Origin of the sequence: Mycobacterium innocens (assembly GCF_900566055.1) — a bacterium.
Taxonomy (GTDB): Bacteria; Actinomycetota; Actinomycetes; order Mycobacteriales; family Mycobacteriaceae; genus Mycobacterium; species Mycobacterium innocens.
The window spans coordinates 1-18,584 of record NZ_UPHQ01000274.1; the positions used below are offsets into that span (position 1 = coordinate 1).

Annotated in this window: 18 protein-coding genes and 1 pseudogene; 10 read left to right on the forward strand and 9 right to left on the reverse strand. The window is 64.8% G+C overall.

Annotation, left to right across the window (positions count from 1 at the left end):
• Both EET03_RS26210 and EET03_RS26215 read right to left on the reverse strand, forming a co-directional pair.
• A pseudogene (locus EET03_RS26210) lies at positions 1-205 on the reverse strand (13E12 repeat family protein); the annotation flags it as partial.
• 357 nt (positions 206-562) lie between these two features.
• Complete coding sequence (locus tag EET03_RS26215; protein WP_075543322.1) at positions 563-1,807, reverse strand: cytochrome P450; 1,245 nt, start codon at positions 1,805-1,807, stop codon at positions 563-565.
• 80 nt (positions 1,808-1,887) lie between these two features.
• On the opposite strand from EET03_RS26215, the gene EET03_RS33150 reads away from it, so the two are divergent.
• Genes EET03_RS33150 through EET03_RS33160 form a run of 3 tightly spaced genes read left to right on the forward strand, consistent with a single transcriptional unit; the run spans position 1,888 to position 2,499 of the window.
• Positions 1,888-2,034, forward strand: a complete 147-nt coding sequence (locus tag EET03_RS33150) for a hypothetical protein (protein ID WP_244232553.1) — start codon at positions 1,888-1,890, stop codon at positions 2,032-2,034.
• The gene (locus EET03_RS33155; protein ID WP_244232554.1) at positions 2,024-2,260 is read left to right on the forward strand and encodes a DUF2330 domain-containing protein; all 237 of its coding nucleotides are present in this window, start codon (positions 2,024-2,026) and stop codon (positions 2,258-2,260) included. Before EET03_RS33150 ends, EET03_RS33155 begins: the two co-directional genes overlap by 11 nt.
• On the forward strand, positions 2,221-2,499 hold the full coding sequence (locus tag EET03_RS33160; protein WP_244232555.1) for a hypothetical protein: 279 nt from the start codon (positions 2,221-2,223) through the stop codon (positions 2,497-2,499). Before EET03_RS33155 ends, EET03_RS33160 begins: the two co-directional genes overlap by 40 nt.
• Here the strand turns inward: EET03_RS33160 and EET03_RS26225 are convergent.
• From EET03_RS26225 to EET03_RS26235, 3 genes are read right to left on the reverse strand one after another with little or no spacing between them, the layout of a single operon-like run.
• Positions 2,472-3,377, reverse strand: a complete 906-nt coding sequence (locus tag EET03_RS26225) for a haloalkane dehalogenase (RefSeq protein ID WP_075543328.1) — start codon at positions 3,375-3,377, stop codon at positions 2,472-2,474. The two genes, EET03_RS33160 and EET03_RS26225, sit on opposite strands and share 28 nt — an antisense overlap.
• A gap of 17 nt (positions 3,378-3,394) precedes the next feature.
• Positions 3,395-3,880: an NUDIX hydrolase gene (locus EET03_RS26230; RefSeq protein WP_075543321.1), complete on the reverse strand. Its 486-nt coding sequence runs from the start codon at positions 3,878-3,880 to the stop codon at positions 3,395-3,397.
• Positions 3,881-3,891: 11 nt separating this feature from the next.
• Positions 3,892-5,253, reverse strand: a complete 1,362-nt coding sequence (locus EET03_RS26235) for a WS/DGAT/MGAT family O-acyltransferase (RefSeq protein WP_099193830.1) — start codon at positions 5,251-5,253, stop codon at positions 3,892-3,894.
• Between the two features lie 330 nt (positions 5,254-5,583).
• On the opposite strand from EET03_RS26235, the gene EET03_RS30495 reads away from it, so the two are divergent.
• Positions 5,584-5,730, forward strand: coding sequence for a hypothetical protein (locus tag EET03_RS30495; RefSeq protein WP_167470704.1), 147 nt, complete (start codon positions 5,584-5,586; stop codon positions 5,728-5,730).
• A gap of 34 nt (positions 5,731-5,764) precedes the next feature.
• On the opposite strand, the gene EET03_RS26240 is transcribed toward EET03_RS30495, so the two are convergent.
• Entirely contained in the window at positions 5,765-6,841 is a 1,077-nt protein-coding gene (locus EET03_RS26240; protein ID WP_063468989.1) for an SDR family oxidoreductase, read from the reverse strand.
• Positions 6,842-7,017: 176 nt separating this feature from the next.
• On the opposite strand from EET03_RS26240, the gene EET03_RS26245 reads away from it, so the two are divergent.
• The gene (locus tag EET03_RS26245) at positions 7,018-7,824 is read left to right on the forward strand and encodes a lysophospholipid acyltransferase family protein (RefSeq protein WP_075543319.1); all 807 of its coding nucleotides are present in this window, start codon (positions 7,018-7,020) and stop codon (positions 7,822-7,824) included.
• 175 nt (positions 7,825-7,999) lie between these two features.
• Entirely contained in the window at positions 8,000-8,371 is a 372-nt protein-coding gene (locus tag EET03_RS26250; protein ID WP_099193831.1) for a hypothetical protein, read from the forward strand.
• A gap of 221 nt (positions 8,372-8,592) precedes the next feature.
• Here the strand turns inward: EET03_RS26250 and EET03_RS26255 are convergent, their stop codons facing one another.
• Both EET03_RS26255 and EET03_RS26260 read right to left on the reverse strand, forming a co-directional pair.
• Positions 8,593-8,931, reverse strand: coding sequence for a DUF732 domain-containing protein (locus EET03_RS26255; protein ID WP_167470705.1), 339 nt, complete (start codon positions 8,929-8,931; stop codon positions 8,593-8,595).
• Positions 8,932-9,185: 254 nt separating this feature from the next.
• On the reverse strand, positions 9,186-10,757 hold the full coding sequence (locus EET03_RS26260) for a succinic semialdehyde dehydrogenase (RefSeq protein ID WP_075543316.1): 1,572 nt from the start codon (positions 10,755-10,757) through the stop codon (positions 9,186-9,188).
• Between the two features lie 253 nt (positions 10,758-11,010).
• Here EET03_RS26260 and EET03_RS26265 point away from each other — a divergent pair, with 253 nt between their 5' ends.
• The 4 genes from EET03_RS26265 to EET03_RS26280 all read left to right on the forward strand — a co-directional run bounded on the left by EET03_RS26265 (position 11,011) and on the right by EET03_RS26280 (position 16,551).
• Positions 11,011-12,102 carry a serine hydrolase domain-containing protein gene (locus tag EET03_RS26265; RefSeq protein ID WP_244232556.1) on the forward strand — a complete coding sequence of 364 codons (1,092 nt, stop codon included), beginning with the start codon at positions 11,011-11,013 and terminating at the stop codon, positions 12,100-12,102.
• 38 nt (positions 12,103-12,140) lie between these two features.
• Complete coding sequence (locus EET03_RS26270) at positions 12,141-14,054, forward strand: ABC transporter ATP-binding protein/permease (protein WP_075543315.1); 1,914 nt, start codon at positions 12,141-12,143, stop codon at positions 14,052-14,054.
• A 74-nt stretch (positions 14,055-14,128) separates the two neighbouring features.
• Entirely contained in the window at positions 14,129-16,045 is a 1,917-nt protein-coding gene (locus EET03_RS26275; protein WP_075543314.1) for an ABC transporter ATP-binding protein/permease, read from the forward strand.
• Positions 16,042-16,551 carry an adenosine-specific kinase gene (locus EET03_RS26280; protein ID WP_075543313.1) on the forward strand — a complete coding sequence of 170 codons (510 nt, stop codon included), beginning with the start codon at positions 16,042-16,044 and terminating at the stop codon, positions 16,549-16,551. The genes EET03_RS26275 and EET03_RS26280 overlap by 4 nt, the downstream gene beginning before the upstream one ends.
• Positions 16,552-16,579: 28 nt before the next feature.
• On the opposite strand, the gene EET03_RS26285 is transcribed toward EET03_RS26280, so the two are convergent.
• A complete protein-coding gene (locus EET03_RS26285; RefSeq protein ID WP_075543312.1) occupies positions 16,580-18,382 on the reverse strand; it encodes an AMP-dependent synthetase/ligase in 1,803 nt (600 codons plus the stop codon).
• Between the last annotated feature and the right edge of the window lie 202 nt (positions 18,383-18,584).

Consider the following 18,584-nt stretch of genomic DNA (forward strand, 5'->3'; position numbering starts at 1 on the left):
CGCCCAGTTCTGCGGCGCTGGCTTGGCGGGCCAGGTGGTTGATCAGCTGATGCTCGGGCACGGGTAGGCGGCGGCGCACGGTTTCGCAGCGCCCCAGCAGCGTCAACCACTGCGCGGTGCTCAACGCATCAAAGTTCAGGCCCATCACCGCATCCAGCGCCGCATCCAACCCGTCGAAGGCCGCCGTGATCGCCTGCCAATCCATGAACCCAACCTATCGGCGGGCACCGACAAAAACCGGGCAGAAACCGACTGCCCAACAACCGATTCCACATTTCACCCACAGCGAACAACGCACCGGGTTCGCCGGTGCCACCGCAACCAACACACCGCTCCGACAATCGATCTCATCACCCCCAACGCCAACGTGAGCCACACCCGCCACACCGGCCACCGGAAAGACCAACACCCAATGTGCCCACCTATCCGCGACAACCCCAGCAGCGCAACGGATCTGTCGCTACAAGCCGGGCACAACGCCTACCCCCAACACTTGGTGACGCAAGTGACTCAAGTGACTCAAGTGACCAGACCCAGGCCGCCCCAACGGCTCAGCGGCCGACTAGATCACGACGGACAACGTCTGGAGCCCGCGCAGCGTGACGTTCGTTTTGTACTGCGGCTCATCGGCCAACCTGGCGCCGGGGAATCGTGCGGTGATCGCCGACAACGCCACACCGGCTTCCAACCGCGCCAGTGGGGCGCCCAGGCAGTAGTGTGCCCCATAGCCAAAACCCAAGTGCCGCAACGGCCCACGATCCGGGTCGAAGGTGTCTGGTCGGTCGTACTCGGCGGGATCGCGATGCGCCGCCGCCAGCAGCAGCATCATCGTGTCACCCTTAGCCACCGAGATGTTCCCAATCGCCATGTCGTCGCCCGCAATTCGGCCGACCAGTTGCACCGGCGGGTCGTAGCGCATGGTTTCCTCGATGACCGCCGGCGCCCCGGCAGCGTCGGCGCCCAGCGCAACCCAGTGCCGGCGATCGCGCAACAGCGCCAAGATGGCGTTGCCGATCAGGTTCACCGTGGTCTCGTGTCCGGCGACCAGCAGCAGCATGCAGGTCGACACGATCTCCTCCTGGGTCAACTGATCGCCGGACTCCTCTACCGCGATAAGGCCGGACATCAAGTCGTCGCCGGGCTGCGACCGGCGCCTCGCGATCAGCCCGCGCAGATACTCGCGTAGCCAGGTGCCGGCCGCCAGCCGGTCGGAGAAGTCCTCGGAATGCTGGCCGGTGAAGGTGAGAAACGGGTCCAGCGACTGCGCCAGCAATGCCGATGCCCGGCTGAATTGCGGCTCGTCTTCCAGCGGCACCCCGAGCAGCCGGCAGATCACCGCCACCGGCAATGGATAGGCGAAGTCGCCGACCACGTCGAAACGGCCCTTCTCGGCGATCCCGTCCAGTAATCCGTCCACCAGCGCACCGATGTCGGGTCGCAATGCGTTCACCACCTTCGGAGCGAAGGCCTTACTGACCAGCTTGCGCAGCCGGGTGTGATCGGGTGGATCGAGAAACAAGAAGCCGGGCGGGATTTCGGGGTCCGGAACCGGTGCACTCGGCGCCTGCCGCCGGCCGATCTTCGACTTGGACCGGTCGCTGCTCGACGACGGGTGCCGCAGCACCTCGTCGCAGTCGTGATAGGTCGAAAAGAGGACGAAGTCGGCCTCCGGCAGCTGCAGCGGCCCATGGTCACGAAGCTGCGCACACACCGGATACGGGTTGGCCCGGATCGCGGGGTCCAGCAGTTGCAGCAGCAATGCCTGCGGTTCGGCATATTCGGTGGGCGCCAGGGGCCGCGTCGTCATGCTGACATTGTGCCCGTACCTCGCGTGCGCCCCGGTCAAAGTGGGTGGCCGCGACCAGGGCGGCGCGTAGCATCTGCGGCATGGCGGTGCTACGCGTCTGCCGGTTGGTGTTCGTCGTTGGTCTGCTGGTATCGGTGACCCTGGCGACCACGGTGCTGGCCTGGCCATGCCTGCGCGTGCGGCGCGGCGATCGCTCCGGGTGGCGCCCACGAAACCATGAATCATGAAGTGGCACTGGCGCATTGGGATGGGACTACCGAGACCATCGTGATGCGGCTCGCGTTGGACGCCACAACCGATAGCGTCGCCCTGGTGATTCCGACCCCCACGCCGGCGACCCTCACCGAGGCGGACAAGGCAACCTTCGTGGAGTTGGACGCGTTGACAGCACCGCCGGCCAGGTTCGTGACCCGGTGCTGCGGGAACTGGCCGGCAACCACGGGTCCTATCTGACCAAGACTCAGGTCGACGTGTACCAAACGTCGCAAATCTCTTCGGATTTCACGTTCGGCAACGCGCCCGACGACGACGCTTACCGGCAACTGGTCGTCGCCTACGACAACGTCGCCATCCCGATCGTGGTGATCCTGTTCGCCGGATTCCTGATGGCTGTCATCGTGGCGGAGGTGGTTTTGTTCGTGGTCTTCCGGCGACGCGGGCTTGGTCAGCGGCGCAGAAATTTCACGATGTAGTCGGCCAGCTCTTCGCCGGCGTCCTCTTGCAGAAAATGGCCGGCGCCGTGCACCACCGGGTGATCGACGCCCTGCGCACCGCGCATCTCACGCTTGAAGATCTCGGCCATCGGCCCGGTGATGGGGTCGCTGTCGCTGAACGCCACCAGCATCGGCGTCGGACTCACACACAGTTTCGTCCAGGCCGTCTTGTTCGCCGCTGCCGCCGGGTCGTCCGGGGCGGTCGGCACCAAGCCGGGCATGGCGCGCGGGCCGGCACAGTAGTCGTCATCGGGAAATGGAGCGTCATAGCCGGCACGCACCGCGTCACTCATCTGTCGCCGGCATCCCCCCTGTACGAACCAGCCGATGTCCAGCTTCGGCGCGGTCTGGATCGCTTCCCGGAAGCGCCACCAGATCTCGGCCATCGGTTGCTCTCCGTTGGGCAGTCCGGTGTTGGCGACGACCAGCCGCGCGAAGCGCTCGGGATGTTCGGCGGCCAGCCGCAATCCGATCAGCCCGCCCCAGTCCTGTCCGACCAGGGTCACGTTGCGCAGGTCCAGCACGTCGAAAGCCAGCGCGCGCATCCACTCGACATGACGCGCATAGCTGTGGTCTTCGCGACGGGTCGGCTTATCCGAACGGCCGAAACCGACCAGATCCGGGCAGATGACACGATGGCCCGCGGCGGCCAGGACCGGAATCATCTTGCGGTACAGATAGAACCATGACGGCTCGCCATGCAGCATCAGCACGGGGTCGGCGCGGTCCGGCCCGTCTTGCACCCAGGCGACCCGCAGGGTCCCGCCTTCGCCGTCGGGCAACTCGCAATACCTTGGCGCGTAAGGAAAGTCAGGGAGGTCGTCGAACCGCTCGTCGGGTGTGCGCAATGTCTGCATCATGCGAACATACGCCGTCACGAACCCTCGCTTAAGCCTGCCACCGACGGCTGTGCCATCAGCCGGTCAAGGAATGCCCGCTGCCCCTTGAGCAGCTTGGTACGCGCCTGCGCCACCGGAAACCAGCCGACCCGGTCGACCTCGGGGAACGCTCGCACCGTGCCGGACCCCTTCGGCCACTCCAGCTCGAAGGTGTTGCTGCGCACGTCGGTGATGTCGAGGTCGGCTTCGATTGCGAAGACGGTGACCACTTTGCCGCTCGGTTGTTTCACCACGCCCAGGTCGATTCGCGGCCCGTCCGGAACCGGCAAGCCCAGCTCCTCGGTGAACTCCCGCCGGGCCGCCCGCCAGGGGTCGTCGCCGTCGGGGTATTCCCCTTTCGGAATCGACCACGCCCCATCGTCTTTGCGCGCCCAGAACGGGCCACCGGGATGCGCGATGAGGACGTCGACGACGCCGGCCGGTGCCCGATACAGCAGCAAACCGGCGCTGAGTCTGGGCATCCGGGTGATCCTCAGACTCCGACGGCCTGCTCCAGATCCTTCAGCGACGATTCCAGGTGGAGCAGCAGCCGCTGTAGGTGCGGCACGCTACGACGGCAACCGACCAGTCCGAAGTCGAGATTGCCCGCGTTGTTCACCAGGGTGATGTTCAGCGCTTGGCCGTCGGGGATGTTGGACATCGGGTAGCTGCCATCGAGCCGGGCGCCGCCGTAGTACAGCGGATCTGTCCCGCCCGGCACGTTGGAAATGACGATGTTGAACGGCGGCGGCACCGTCGACAGGAAGCCCGGTATGCCCGCCAACGTCAACGGCGCCATGTGTAGCGCGGACAGCGCGAGCACCTGCAGTTGCGGCAACTCGGCGAGCACCTTCTTGTTGGCGCGCATCGACTCGCTGATGATCTTGATCCGCTCCGCGGGGTCCTCGACGTGAGTGCCGAGGTTGCACAGTAGGCTGCCGACCTTGTTGCCGCCGCCGTCGGCATCGTCTTTGGAGCGCAGGCTCACCGGGACCATCGCGATCAGCGGAGTGCCGGGCAGCGCGCCCTGTTCGATCAGGTAATACCGCAGCGCGCCGGCGCACATCGCCAGGACGGCATCGTTGACGGTGACCCCGGCTGCCTGCTTGACGGCCTTGACGCGCTCCAGCGACCAGGATTGCGCAGCGCACCGGCGCGCTCCGCCGATCTTGACGTTGAACATGGTGTGCGGCGCCGCAAACGGCAGCGTCAACTGCTGCTGGAACAGGGCGGCGCGGGCCAGCTTCAAAGTCGAAGGGGCAAGGCCCACAACCGATCCGGCCAGCTTGACCAGTGAGCTGAACGGAGATGACGATCCGCCGGACGGCGGGCGCGTCGGCCGGGGCAGATTCCACATCGCCCGCACCTCGGTGTCGTCCGGGTCGGTCGACAGGGTGCGCTGCATCAGCTTCATCGCGGACACACCGTCGATCAGGGCATGATGCATCTTGGTGTACATCGCGAACCGGCCGTCGTTGAGCCCCTCCACCACGTACAGTTCCCACAGCGGGCGATGCCGGTCCAGCAGGCTGGTGTGCAGCCTCGAGGTCAGCTCCAGCAGGTCGCGGACCCGTCCCGGGGACGGCAGGGCGGAGCGGCGGACGTGGTAGTCCATGTCGATCTCGTCGTCGTAAGCCCACGCCAAACGGGCGATTCCACCCCCGATCGTCGCGGGGTGTTTACGGAACGTGGGCTGGAATTCCTCGTTGGCAACCAGAGCGTCGTAGAACTGCCGCACGAACTCCGGACCCGCCCCCTGCGGCGGCTCGAACAACGACAAGCCGCCCACGTGCATGGGATGCTCCCGCGATTCGGCGAACAGGAACATCGAGTCGTTGGGCATCATCAATTCCATGCACTAATTAAAGCGTGTCGAACAACTTTGTTGCCTGTTCAGCATCGCCCTATGGCCGCAGCGGGCGGTTATCCGGCGGACGGGCTCGTGGTCATGGTCCCAGTTGAACCTCGCAACTGGTTTGCGGATGCGGGTCGCCCGAGGTTCTGGTAGACCTTACACACCACGGTCTGTGCCCGACGTGAGGAGATTGGATGGGCGCAGAACTAGTGCCGCTGGGCGCGGTGGCGGCGACAGCATGGCGGGTGTCGGAAGATCTCGTTGACACCGTCCGCAACACACCCCATCCGCGCCCCGTCCGGCTTGCCGCCGAACCGCAGAACCTACCTATTGATCGATCTTTCCCGAACCGGGATTGTGGTGATCGATATGCAGAACGATTTCTGCGCAACAGGTGGCTGGCTCGACCACATCGGCGTTGACATCACGCCTGTCCGCAAACCCATCAGTCCCCTCAGTGGCTTGCTGCCCGCATGATCATTCGAAGGCCTGCGCAGGGGGCGCCGCACCGTCAGAACATCGCCGCGGAGCCGACTTCCGGGTGGCGGCGCATGAAGTCCACGAGCCGGTCGACGTAGCCGGTGAACGGCGGGGGCCCGACCGGGCCGTCGGCGAGGTCGGCGCGGCAATGGTCGGTCAAGTAGAAAGTGGGATGGGTGAAATAGTCGACCGCCTCCGGCGGGATCCGCATCAACCGGTAGAGCCCAGGAACGTGCGCCAACGAGCCCTTCGCCAGCTTGCGGGGTAGCGGAATCTTGACCAGTTGCCGGCCGGTCACCCGGGCCAGCACGTCGGTCATCTCCTCGACCGTGAGCGGTTGGGGATCGGCCAGGTGATAGGTGCGGCCCTCGGAAATGGCCAGCCCACTCAAATAACTCACCGCGTCAACGACGAAGTCACGCGGGACCACGTTCACCCGCGTCATGGTGGGATCTCCCGCCACCGGCAGGATCGCGTGCCGGGGCTGCCGCAACAGCCACTGCATGACGAAGTAGGGCCCGTCGAACTTCTGCGTCTCACCCGTTCGGCTGTCACCGACCACGATCGAGGGCCGATAGATGGTCGCCGGCATCCCGGCCGACATCCGCCATCTCACGTCCGCCTCGGCGAGATGCTTGGTCTCCTCGTAATAGTTGTTGAACGACGCACCCACTTCCAGGTCGTCCTCGCCGAACGGGCCGGCGTAACGTCCGCTGACGTAGCAGGTGCTGAAGTAGTGCAGCCGGGTCAGGCTGGGACACTGATCAAGTGCGTCAAGGACGTTGCGGGTGCCGTCGACGTTGATCCGGACCGCCGCCTCGCGAGCGACCGCCAGATCGTATGCGGCGGCCAGGTGCCACGCCTCGGTGACTTCGCTCAGTGCGCCCGCCGCAAGGCCGAGCCCGGGTTGGGTGATGTCGCCCTCGACCAGCTCGATCCGCCCGCTCACCGACGGTTCGGCAGCGCTGAGTTCGGCCACGCGGCGCTTGGCCAGGGTGGCGAATTTGGACTGCACGAGACAGATTGCCGTGCTGTCCGTGCGTTTGAGGATGCGCGGTAGTAACGCACTGCCGAGAAAGCCGGGGAACCCGGTCATCAATACGGTCATCGCCACACTCCTGCCCACTTGTGCGATGTCGTGGTTTAGACCAGACGCTACCGATTCGCGGAGTTGCCGACGGGGGACTTTAGACCTCGCAACCGCAGCCATTGGTCCTCGGTCGAAGCGCCGGGGCGGGAGGATAATCGAGTCACCGGCACTTCGACTACTGATGGGCAGAAGACGTGAGCGGCAATGGGATTGATGGCTCCGAGATGGCCAAGTGGGATCCGGCCTTCACCAAGGCGTTGATCGGCGCGGTCACCCCGCTCATCAAGCGCTGGTTCCGGGCCGAAGTGCGCGGCCTGGAATCATTTCCCCCGACCGGTGGCGCTCTGCTGGTGTCCAACCACTCCGGCGGGGTGTTGACGCCCGACTGGAACGTGCTTGCGCCCGCCTTCTACGGCAGGTTCGGCTACGGTCGTCCGCTGTACACCCTTGCCCACTATGGGGTTTTCTTCACCCCGTTCCGCGCGGCGCTGGGCCGCCTCGGCGTCATGCACGCCAATCGGGACAACGCGCTCAAGGCGCTGCGTTCGGGAGCGGTCGTGCTGGCATTTCCCGGCGGTGACTACGACGCATTCCGGCCGACATTGGCGCAGAACGTCATCGACTTCGGCGGTCGCACCGGATACGTCAGGACAGCCATGCAGGCCGGCGTACCGATCGTGCCCGCGGTCTCCATCGGCGGCCAGGAAACCCAGCTCTTCGTCACCCGCGGCAACTGGCTGGCAAAGCACTTGGGGCTCAAACGAATTCGCATCGAGATCCTGCCGGTCACCATCGGCCTACCGTTCGGCCTGACGGTGTTCTTCCCGGCCAATATGCCGCTGCCCGCCAAAATCATCTACCAGGTGCTGGAGCCGATCGACGTCGCCGCCCAATTCGGCAATGACGCTGAGCCGGCGCAGGTCGACGCCCATGTGCGTTCGGTGATGCAAGCCGCGCTCGACGAACTGGGCCACCAGCGCCGGGTCCCCGTACTGGGCTGATCGATTGCCGGCCGGCACCCGGGCGATCTTCTTGGTGACGAAGGTCCTCGACTTGCAAACTTTTCTTCAATCTGAGCCGTGACGGCGTTACTATTCGCCCGTGTCACACTAGTTGACCACCACGATTGGTGAGGGGGCGCTAATGCGTCGAGAACTCGCAGTAGCAGCGGTTGGAATGGGGCTCGCCAGTGCCGGGTTTATGGGTAGTCCGCCCGCACAAGCCGACGACCCGCCCTACCACATCCTGAGCGCCCAGGATCTGTGCAACCTGGTGTGGCCAAGCTCGGAGGCGATGCCGGACCCGTCCAAACAGCCGCCCGCCGTCGGGCTCATCTGCGTGCGGCAGGGCGGGGCATTGCTCCGACTGGCCAGGGACATGCCGGCCATTTTCTCCAATTCGTTCACCCTGGAACCGGGCAAGGCTCCGGAATTGCCGAAGGGTTCGGTGCGCGTCAACCCGAATGATCCGCTCAGCGACTGGATCATTCCGGACTGCTTCGTCCCCGACCGCATCGACTGCAATCCGAACGCGCCCGGGCACCGCTGAATTACGACGCGCATTCCGGTCGGATAGCACCTCAAAGGTCGGCCATCCGACCGGTCAGCCGTGACGCAAAAAGTCATCAATTCGGTACCCGTCCCATGCCGGATCCAACCGCGCTGCGAAACCCGCCACAATCGTCGAGCGGGCAATGTCTGTACAAGCAATAGTTACCTTGGTTCCGCGAATACGAAACCGAGGTAACTATTGCAAAGTCGCAGAATTCTCTAGTGGGCCGAGGAAAGCTCGTTCGGGCAGTAAATGGCCTCGGCGAGCTGAGCGAATTGAGCGTCCTGCAATGACGTGGCGTTGGCACGGTCGGTCTGAGCCGTGAACAGCAACGCCTCGGCCTCGGTGTGCCCCTGGTTCAGGTACAGACACATGGCTGTGGCCCGACCGACCGCCAAGTAGGGGTTCACGTAGGGGATTCCGGCCTTGTCGAGCTGCTGGATGAAAGTGGAATCAGCGGTGGAGTCGGCGTATGCCGGCGCCGCGCCAACTCCCACACCTGCCACAATGGCCCCTACAGCCAACCCGGCAGCAGCCAGCATTGAGAACTTAACCATGATCTTTCCATTCATGAGGGGTACTTAACTCGAATCGTACGCCGCTGATACCGGTAGGGGTACCGGGAATTTGAACAAAATCGCCTTCAAAAACCCGAACACACCGTGAGTAGTCAACGCCGCAACCATTCGCTTGATCTATACATCGCTGCTGCGCCCGAATTTATTCCGGCTGATGCCTGCCTGAAGCGTCCCGTGCCCTGTCCGGTCCCCTCCGGAACCGTCCGGAACCGTCGGGAACCGGCGGGAACCGGCTATTTGACGCCCGGTAGCCGGCGCAGCACCCGCAACCCCCCGCTCATCAGGCGTGCGTAGTGGTCGGCACGCATCCAGGACGGCACGCCGACCGGCAGCCCGCGTTCGATCGCGATGGTTTGCGGCTCGGTGTATTTCAGGATCCCCTGCTCACCGTGACGACGACCCAGCCCGGAGGCCTTCATGCCGCCCATCGGCGCGTCGACAGATGCCCACGCGGCGGCGTAACCCTCGTTGATGTTGACCGTTCCGGCCTGCAATCGGGTGGCCACGGCACGTCCGCGCTTGGGATCGGAGGTCCACACGCTGAAGTTCAAGCCGTACAAACTGTCGTTCGCCTTTTCCACGGCCTCCTCCTCGCTGTGCACGCGATACAGCGAGACGACCGGGCCGAAGGTCTCGTCGGCGAACGCCGCCATGCCCTCGCGCACGCCGCTGAGAATGGTCGGCTCGTAGAAGTACGGGCCGATGTCGGGACGCGGCCTGCCACCGGCGAGCACGGTCGCGCCCTTGTTCACCGCGTCGTCGACGTGGTGGGTTACCGTGTCGAGCTGTGTTTGGCTGATCAACGACCCCATGTCAGCCGAATAGTCAAGCGCGGCAGACATTTTGATTGCCGTAGCGGCTGCCACGAAGCGGTCGGTGAACTCGTCCCACAGGGCGCCGGGCACGTAGATGCGTTCCACCGAGATGCACAACTGGCCCGCGTTGGAGAATGCCGCCCGTACCGCACCGGCGGCGGCCTTGCCGACATCGGCGTCGTCGAGGACCAGCAGCGCGTTCTTGCCGCCGAGTTCCATCGAGCAGTCGATCAGCCTCTTGCCCGCTTGGGCGGCGACCGTGCGGCCGGTGTCGGTGGAACCGGTGAACATCACGTAGTCGGACTGCTCGATGATCGGTGAGCCCAGCTCCGATCCTGATCCCGTGACACTCTGCACCAGCCCCTGCGGCATGCCCGCTTCTTCGAGTAGCCGCACCGCCCAGAGGGCCGAGAACGGCGTCTGGTTGTCGGGCTTGGCCAATACGGCATTACCGGCGACGATCGCCGGCAGCGCATCGCTGATGCCCAGGGTCAGCGGATAGTTCCACGGCGAGATGATCCCGACCACGCCCTTCGGAGGCCGGTGTTCCCATACCTCGGTCATGGCCAGCAGCACCCCTTGACGGCGCTTGGGGCACAGGTACTTCTGGGCGGTGTGGGCGTAGTAGCGGGCGGTCAGGCATACGTCGGCGACCTCTTCGAAGGCGTGAGCGCGGGCCTTGCCGCTCTCCAACTGGATGATGTCGAGGATCTCGTCCTGACGCCGCAGCACCAGGTCGTGAAAGCGCAACAGGACCGCGGTGCGCTCGGCCAGCGGGCGCTGCGACCAGGCACGTTGCACAGCACGGGCGCGGCCGGCCGCAGCGACGACGTCCTCGGGGGTGCATTGCGGTACGCCGGCGAGCGGCTGTCCGGTCATCGCGTTGGTGACGTCGCGGCGACGGTCACCGTCGGCGGCGTCGACCCGCCGGCACAGCGCCTGCAGCAACGGCGTGACTTTCGTTGTCTTCGGTTCGGAAATTGCGGTCATCGTGGCACTCCTCGCGGCATTGGGGTTCATGATTCGACTACCCGCGAAGTGGTCGCCGGACACCGGCCGATGAGCTGCAACTGCGATACCGTCACGCACAGCTGGTAACTAGTGTCGCCGATGTGGCCACGGAAGAAGGAGAGCCTCCGTGGAAAAGTTCACGCCCTGCGGTCGCCGACGAACTCGAAAGCTGTCGAAAACAACTCCGCGACTCGGATCGGGTATCGGGCCGGCACACCGAAGGCGGTGGCGGGTGCTGGCGGCGATTCTGCTGATGGCACTTCCTGCCTGCGGCCACGCGGGTGTCCAACCCAAGGGCTGGACCCTGCGGCTCGACCAGGTCATTCCGGCCGGGATGGCTGAGGCGTCGGTACCGGGTGCGCTCATCGGCGTCTGGAAGCCCGGTCAGGCGCCCTACGTGCGAGCGTTCGGACGCAGTGACACCACTACCGGCGCGCCGATGGCCACCGATATGCACATGCGCATCGGCAGCGTCACAAAGACCTTTACGACCACCGCAATTCTGCAGTTGGTGGACCAAGGCAAGGTCGGACTCGACGATCCGATCGGCAAGTATGTGCCGGGAATTCCCAACGGCGACGTGATCACGCTGCGCCTGCTGGGCCAAATGCGCTCTGGGCTTTTCGACTACTCGACCGAGACGGCGCCGCCGAAACCGGGAGAAGAGGGGCGCCAACGCACGCCGGAAGAGCTGATTCAGATCGCTGCCAGCCATCCGCCGGTCTTTCCGCCCGGAGCGCAATTCGACTACAGCAACACCAATACGGTGCTGCTCGGCATGGTGGTCCAGAAGGTCGCCGGCCAATCGTTGACCGACTTCATCCGCGACCACATCACGCAACCGCTCAACATGCAGCACACCGTGTTGCCGGTCGGCGCCGAGATTCCCTCGCCACACGCGCACGGTTACACCAAGCGTCCGGGTGGCCAGATCCAAGATGCCACCGACTTCAACCCCTCGTGGGGGTGGGCAGCGGGAGCCATGGTCTCGACGCTCGACGACATGCGCATCTGGTCGCGCAATGTTGCGGAAGGCGCGTTGCTCTCGAAGACCGCACAGGCAAAACGCCTCGAATTCCTGCTCGCGCCGGCGGAAGGAACCGGCACGCTCTACGGGTTCGGACTCGAGAACCAAAACGCTTGGATAGGCCACAACGGGAACATCCCCGGATACCAGTCATACGTCTACTACCTCCCCCCCGAGGGCACGACACTGCTCATGTTCGTCAACTCGAATGTCGAGGTCCTCGGGGTGTGGAACTTCTTCACCAAGATCGCGAACATCGTCAGCCCCGCTCACTCCTGGCCGGCCCCACCCGCATAGCGGCAAGTGCGTCCGCCCGCGGAAGAAGGAGAGCCTCCGTGGAAAAGTTCACCCCCTCCATCAACTGGGGCCACGAGCTGGTCGCGTCGTTGCGGTGGATTCTTCAGGCCTGGGCGGTCAGCGGGGCATGCCTGCTCGTCGTCGCGGTGCTGGTCGTCCGGTTCACCCGCTGGGGCAGCCAGTTCTGGCGCATCACCGGCGAGTACTACACAGGCCGGCACAGCGTCCCGGTCTGGGGTTTGTTCGGCGCGCTGCTGCTGTCGGTCATCACTTCGGTGCGCCTAACGGTGTTGTTCACCTACTACAGCAACGACCTGTATTCGGCGCTTCAGGCCGCGTTCCAGGGCGCCGCCGCCGGCAATAACGCGGTGCGGGATTCGGGCATCCACGGCTTTTGGGTGGCCATCTGGACCTTCTGCGTCATCGCCACCCTGCAGGTGATCCAGGTGATGACGGATTTGTATGTCACGCAACGGTTTTTGATCCGATGGCGGGTATGGCTCACCGACCGGCTGACCGCGGACTGGCTCGACGGGCGGGCTTACTACCGGGGCCGGTTCCTGGACACCACGATCGACAACCCCGACCAGCGCATCCAGCAGGACATCGACATCTTCACCGCAGGTGTCGGTGGCGCGCCCAACAGCCCGTCGGTCGGCACGTCGGCCACGTTGCTGTTCGGCGCGGTCCGATCGGTTGTGTCGGTGGCATCGTTCGCCGCGATCTTGTGGCGGCTGTCCGGCACATTGACCGTCTTCGGGATCGACATTCCGAAGGCGCTGTTCTGGGTCTTGTTCGCCTACGTCTCGATGGCCACGGTGGTTGCCTTCTGGATCGGTCACCCGCTCATCCGGTTCAGCTTCCGCAACGAGCTGTTCAACGCCGCCTTCCGGTATGCGCTGGTGCGGCTGCGCGACGCCGCCGAGGCGATCGGCTTCTACCGCGGCGAACGCGTGGAGCGTTCCCAGCTCGGGACCCGGTTCGCCGACACGATTGCCAACTACCGCCGCTACGTGCGACGCACGATCGGCTTCCTCGGCTGGAACGTCACGATGAGCCAGACCATCAACCCGCTGCCGTTCATCGTGCAAGCGCCGCGACTGTTCGCGGGCAGCATCAAGCTCGGAGACGTGATCCAATCCGCCGGCGCCTTCGGCCAGATCGAGGAATCACTGTCGTTCTTCCGCAACGCCTATGACCGATTCGCCAGCTATCGGGCCGCGATCATGCGCCTCAACGGGCTGGCGGAAGCCGATGCCAAGGCGCGCAAGCTGCCTGAGCTGCGCACCGTTGCCACCGGCGATGTCGCGATAGAACTCGACGACGTCGAGGTCCGCTCACCGATCGGCACGCAATTGATCGAGCCGCTCAATGTGCGGCTCGTGCCCGGGGACGCACTGGTCATCACCGGCAAGTCCGGTTGCGGCAAGACGTCGCTGCTGCGCACGCTGGCCGGGCTCTGGCCGTATGCCTCGGGCACGCTGCGCTATCCGGACGGGCGGGACGGGGTCATGTTCGTCCCGCAGCTGCCCTATCTTCCGCTGGGCAATCTGCGCGCCGGCGTGAGCTACCCGGCGATGGAGGGTGAGATCGACGACCTGACGCTGCGCGACGCCCTGGCCAAAGTCACCTTGCCCAATCTCATCAGCCGGCTCGACGACGTCGAGGACTGGGCCAAAATGCTCTCGCCCGGCGAGCAGCAACGCATCGCGTTCGCCCGCGTCCTGGTGACCAGACCCAAGGCGGTCTTCCTCGACGAAGCCACCTCGGCTCTCGACGAGGGACTGGAGTTCGCGCTCTATGACTTGCTGCGAAAAGAGCTGCCCGACTGCATCGTGGTCAGCGCCAGCCACCGCAGCACCGTCGAACCGCATCATCACCAGGAACTGGAATTGTTGGGCAACGGCCCGTGGCGCCTGAGCCGCATCGGCGAACCGGTGGCCTCAATGTGAGCGGGCCGCTTTTCAAATCGCGGTAGCTTCTCGACATAGCGTCGCCACGACGCCATGGCACAGGAGCGTTCACGATGGATACCTTCACGCCGTCGATCGACTGGAGCAACGAGGTTGTCGGATCGTTGTGGTGGCTTGCCGAAGCCTGGACGATTAGCGGCGCGGGCCTGGTGGCCGTCGGGACGCTCATCGCCCGCTACACCACATGGGGCCGGCAGTTCTGGGAGGTGACCGGGGGATACTTCAAGGGACACGACAGTATTCCGGTATGGGGCCGGCTGGGCCTGCTGCTGATGCTGGTGATGGTCGCGGTGCGGATCAACATTCTGCTGAGCTACTACAGCAACGACTTGTACACCGCGCTGCAGGTGGCGTTCGAGGGGGCCGCCGGCGGCGACGTGCGGGTCCGCAATTCCGGCGTCCACGGCTTCTGGGTGGCCATCGCGACATTTGCCGTTCTGGCGGTCATCTACATCGCGCGCGCCGTGGTCGACCAGTTTCTGATGCAGGAGTTCATCATCCGGTGGCGGGTCTGGCTCACCCACCGGTTGATGGGCGACTGGCTGGGCGACCGCGCCTACTATCGCGGACAGTTCATCGACCACCCCATCGACAATCCCGACCAGCGCATCCAGCAAGACATCGACGCTTTCACCGCATGCTCGGGCGGCATGGCGAACATCCCCGCGAACGGTACTGCCAAAACCCTGTTGTTCGGCGCCGTGCAGGCGGTGGTGTCGGTGGTGTCGTTCGCCGCGATCCTGTGGGACCTGTCGTTTCCGATCACCGTCGCAGGTCTGCAGATTCCGCGGGCGCTGTTCTGGATAGTGATCGCTTACATCACGTTCGCCACGGTGGTCGCCTTCTGGATCGGACGCCCGCTGATCCGGTTAAGCTTCCGCAACGAAAAGCTCAACGCGGTCTTCCGCTACGCCCTGGTGCGGTTGCGCGACGCCGGCGAGGCGGTCGGCTTCTATCGCGGGGAGCGCGCCGAAAGTGTGGAATTGAACGGACGATTCGCGGGGGTGATCACGAACTATCGCGGCTATCTGCGGCGCAGCGTGGCCTTCACCGGGTTCAATGTGGCGGTGAGCCAGCCGATCGGGCTGCTGCCGTTTTTGATTCAGGCGCCGCATTTGTTCGCGGGCTCGTTCAAACTCGGCTACGTCATGCAATCCACGCAGGCGTTCGGCACGGTTCACGATTCGCTGTCGTTCTTTCGTAATGCCTATGACCTGTTCGCCAGCTACCGCGCCTCCATCCTGCGGGTGCACGGCCTGGTCGAGTCCAACGCCAAGACCCGTGCGTTGCCGAAACTGAACACCGCGCCCAGCGTCGACGGCTCGGTCGAATTGGACGAGGTCGAGGTGCGCACCCCGGACGGCCTGCAATTGGTGGAACCGCTCAGCATGAGACTCGCTCCGGGCGACTCCATGGTGATCGTCGGCCGGTCCGGGTCGGGCAAGACCACGCTGCTGCGCAGCCTCGCCCAGCTGTGGCCGTTCACATCCGGGACGTTGCGACACCCCAGCCAAGACAACGCGACGATGTTCTTGAGCCAGTTGCCGTATGTGCCCCTGGGCAATCTGCGTGCCGTGGTGTCCTACCCGGCCGCCGAGGGCGACATCGCCGACCGCAGGCTGCGCGACGTGTTGGCCAAAGTGGCGCTGGCTCACCTGCGCGACCGGCTGGATCAGGTTCAGGACTGGGCCAAGGTGCTCTCCCCCGGCGAACAGCAGCGGATCGCGTTCGCGCGCATCCTGCTCACCAGGCCCAGGGCGGTGTTCCTCGACGAGGCAACGTCAGCGCTCGACCCGGGACTCGAATATTCGCTGTACCAATTGCTCCGCACCGAACTACCGGACACCGTTGTGGTATCGGTCAGCCACCGCAACACCGTCGAGCCACATCACGAGCAGCAGTTGGCGCTGCTGGGCGGTGGGGCCTGGCGGGTGGGGAAGGTCGGCGAACGTGGCAGCATGAGTCTGTGACTGGGTCTGTCTCCACAACGTCGCTGTCCTGGGATGTGGTGCTCGTCGACAAGCCGGATGACGTCAACGTCGTGATCGGCCAGGCGCACTTCATCAAGACAGTCGATGACCTCCACGAGGCGCTGGTGGGGGTGAGTTCTGCACTACGGTTCGGGCTGGCGTTCTGCGAGGCGTCCGGGCCGCGATTGGTTCGACGCAGCGGTAACGACGCCGCGTTGATGGAGCTCGCAACCAACACCGCCCTGGCGATCGCGGCCGGCCACTGCTTCGTGATCTTCCTGCGTGAAGGCTTCCCGATCAGCGTCCTCAATCCGGTGAAAGCGGTGCCCGAGGTCTGCACGATTCACTGCGCCACGGCCAATTCCGTTGAAGTCGTGGTCGCGGTGACGGAGCGCGGGCGGGGCATCGCGGCCGTGGTCGACGGTCAACCACCCCTCGGGGTGGAGACCGATCGTGACGTCACCGAGCGGCGCGAGCTACTGCGCGCCATCGGTTACAAGCTCTGACTGCTATCAGATAATCGAGCCGCTCCGGTCAGCGCTTGCTGTACAGGGACTCGATCTCGGCGGCGAAACGTTGCGCCACCACATTGCGTTTCACCTTCAGCGTCGGGGTCAGCTCACCGGTCAAGACCGTGAAATCGACCGGCAGAATGCGGAACCGCCGGATCGATTCGGCTTGGGAAACGGCCTGATTGGCTTGCTTGACCGCCTGGTCGATCTCGCCGGCCAGATCGGGGTCGTCGATCAGATCGGCCACCGAAGCCGTCGCGTCTTTACCGTGGTGCTGCTTCCACACGTCGAAACCTTCCGGGTCGATCGCTATCAGCGCGGCCACGTACGGCTTGTTGTCCCCGACCACCATGGCCTGGCTGACCAGCGGGTGCGCACGCAACTGGTCTTCGAGGACAGCCGGCGCGACGTTCTTGCCGCCGGCGGTCACGATGATTTCCTTCTTGCGACCGATGATCGACAAGAATCCGTCGGCGTCGACCGACCCGAGGTCGCCGGTGTGGAACCACCCGTTGACGATCGCCTCGGCAGTGGCCTTCTCGTTATGCCAGTAGCCGGTGAACACCACGCCGCCGCGCACCAGCACCTCGCCGTCATTGGCGATCGCCATGCTGTTGCCGGGCAACAACTTGCCGACCGTGCCGACCCGCTCTTCGCCGATCCGGTTCACGGTGATCGCGGCACTGGTCTCGGTGAGCCCGTAGCCCTCGTAGATGGTCACCCCGATGCCGCGGTAGAAGTGGCACAGCCGTTTGCCCAACGGCGCTCCCCCGGAGACCGCGGCATGGCAGTTGCCGCCGAGCGCAGCGCGTAGCTTGCCGTATACCAGCCGGTCGAACAGCGCGTGCCTGGCCCGCAGCAGAACACCCGGACCGCCGGTGTCCAGGGCCGTGCTCCATTCGATCGCGGTGCGAGCGGCGGTGTCGAAGATCTTGCCCCTGCCGCTATCCTGGGCCTTCAATTCGGCTGTGTTGTAGACCTTTTCGAATACCCGGGGCACCGACACCACCACCGTCGGCTGGAACACAGCCAACGTGGACACCAGGTTCTTGATGTCGCTGGTGTAACCGATCGTGACCTTGTTGGCGAATGCCGACATGGACAGTGAACGCGCCAGCACATGCGCCAGCGGCAGGAAGACCAGCAGCCGTTCACCCTTGCGCAGCAGCGTCGGAAAGCACGACGCCGCGCCGCGCGCCTCGTACAGCAGATTAGAGTGGGTCAGCTGGCAGCCCTTCGGGCGGCCCGTCGTGCCCGAGGTATAGATCAGCGTCGCGGGGTCCGCGGCCCGCAACGACGCCAGCCGTTGGTCGAGTTGACCGACGTCCACCGCCTTGCCGGCCTCGGCCAGCTCGTCGAGGGCCGTCGGGCCGCTCGACTCGAGCAGCAAGATCTTGCGCAGGCTCGGCAGCTCGTCGCTGAGCTCCTTGATCACCTGGGCGTGGGCGTCGGTCTCGGCGATCGCCAGCACGGCCCCGGAATCCTCCAGTACCCAGCGCACCTGCTCGGCCGAGGAGGTGTCGTAGATCGGGACGGTGACCGCGCCCACCGACAGGATCGCGTAGTCAAGGATCACCCACTCGTAGCGGGTGGCCGACAAAATCGCGACTCGATCACCGGCATTCACGTTCTCGGCGATCAAACCCAGTGCCGTGGTACGGATCTGCTGGGCGGCCTCTGCGCAGGTCACGTCGGTCCACACCCCGCTGACCAGGCGCTGGAAGATCACATGATCGGGGTCGTCGCGCTCGTGTGCGTACACACTGCCGACGATGTGGTCGGTGTCGGCGACGGTGAAATCGGCGGCAACATTGAATTCACGCATGGTCTGGGGTCCCTTGCAGCTGGTCGCGATTGGATTCGACTTATGGGTTACGGTCGCCCGACGGGCCGGTCACCACCGGTGTGGACGGATTTTCGATGAACACCTCCTGGCCTCTGCCGCTTGCCGCCGGAAGTCCGGTGCGAAGCATTATGCACCGACGCTAGCCGCCTGCGGAGTTTGCTTCCACATGGCCCGCCAGCGT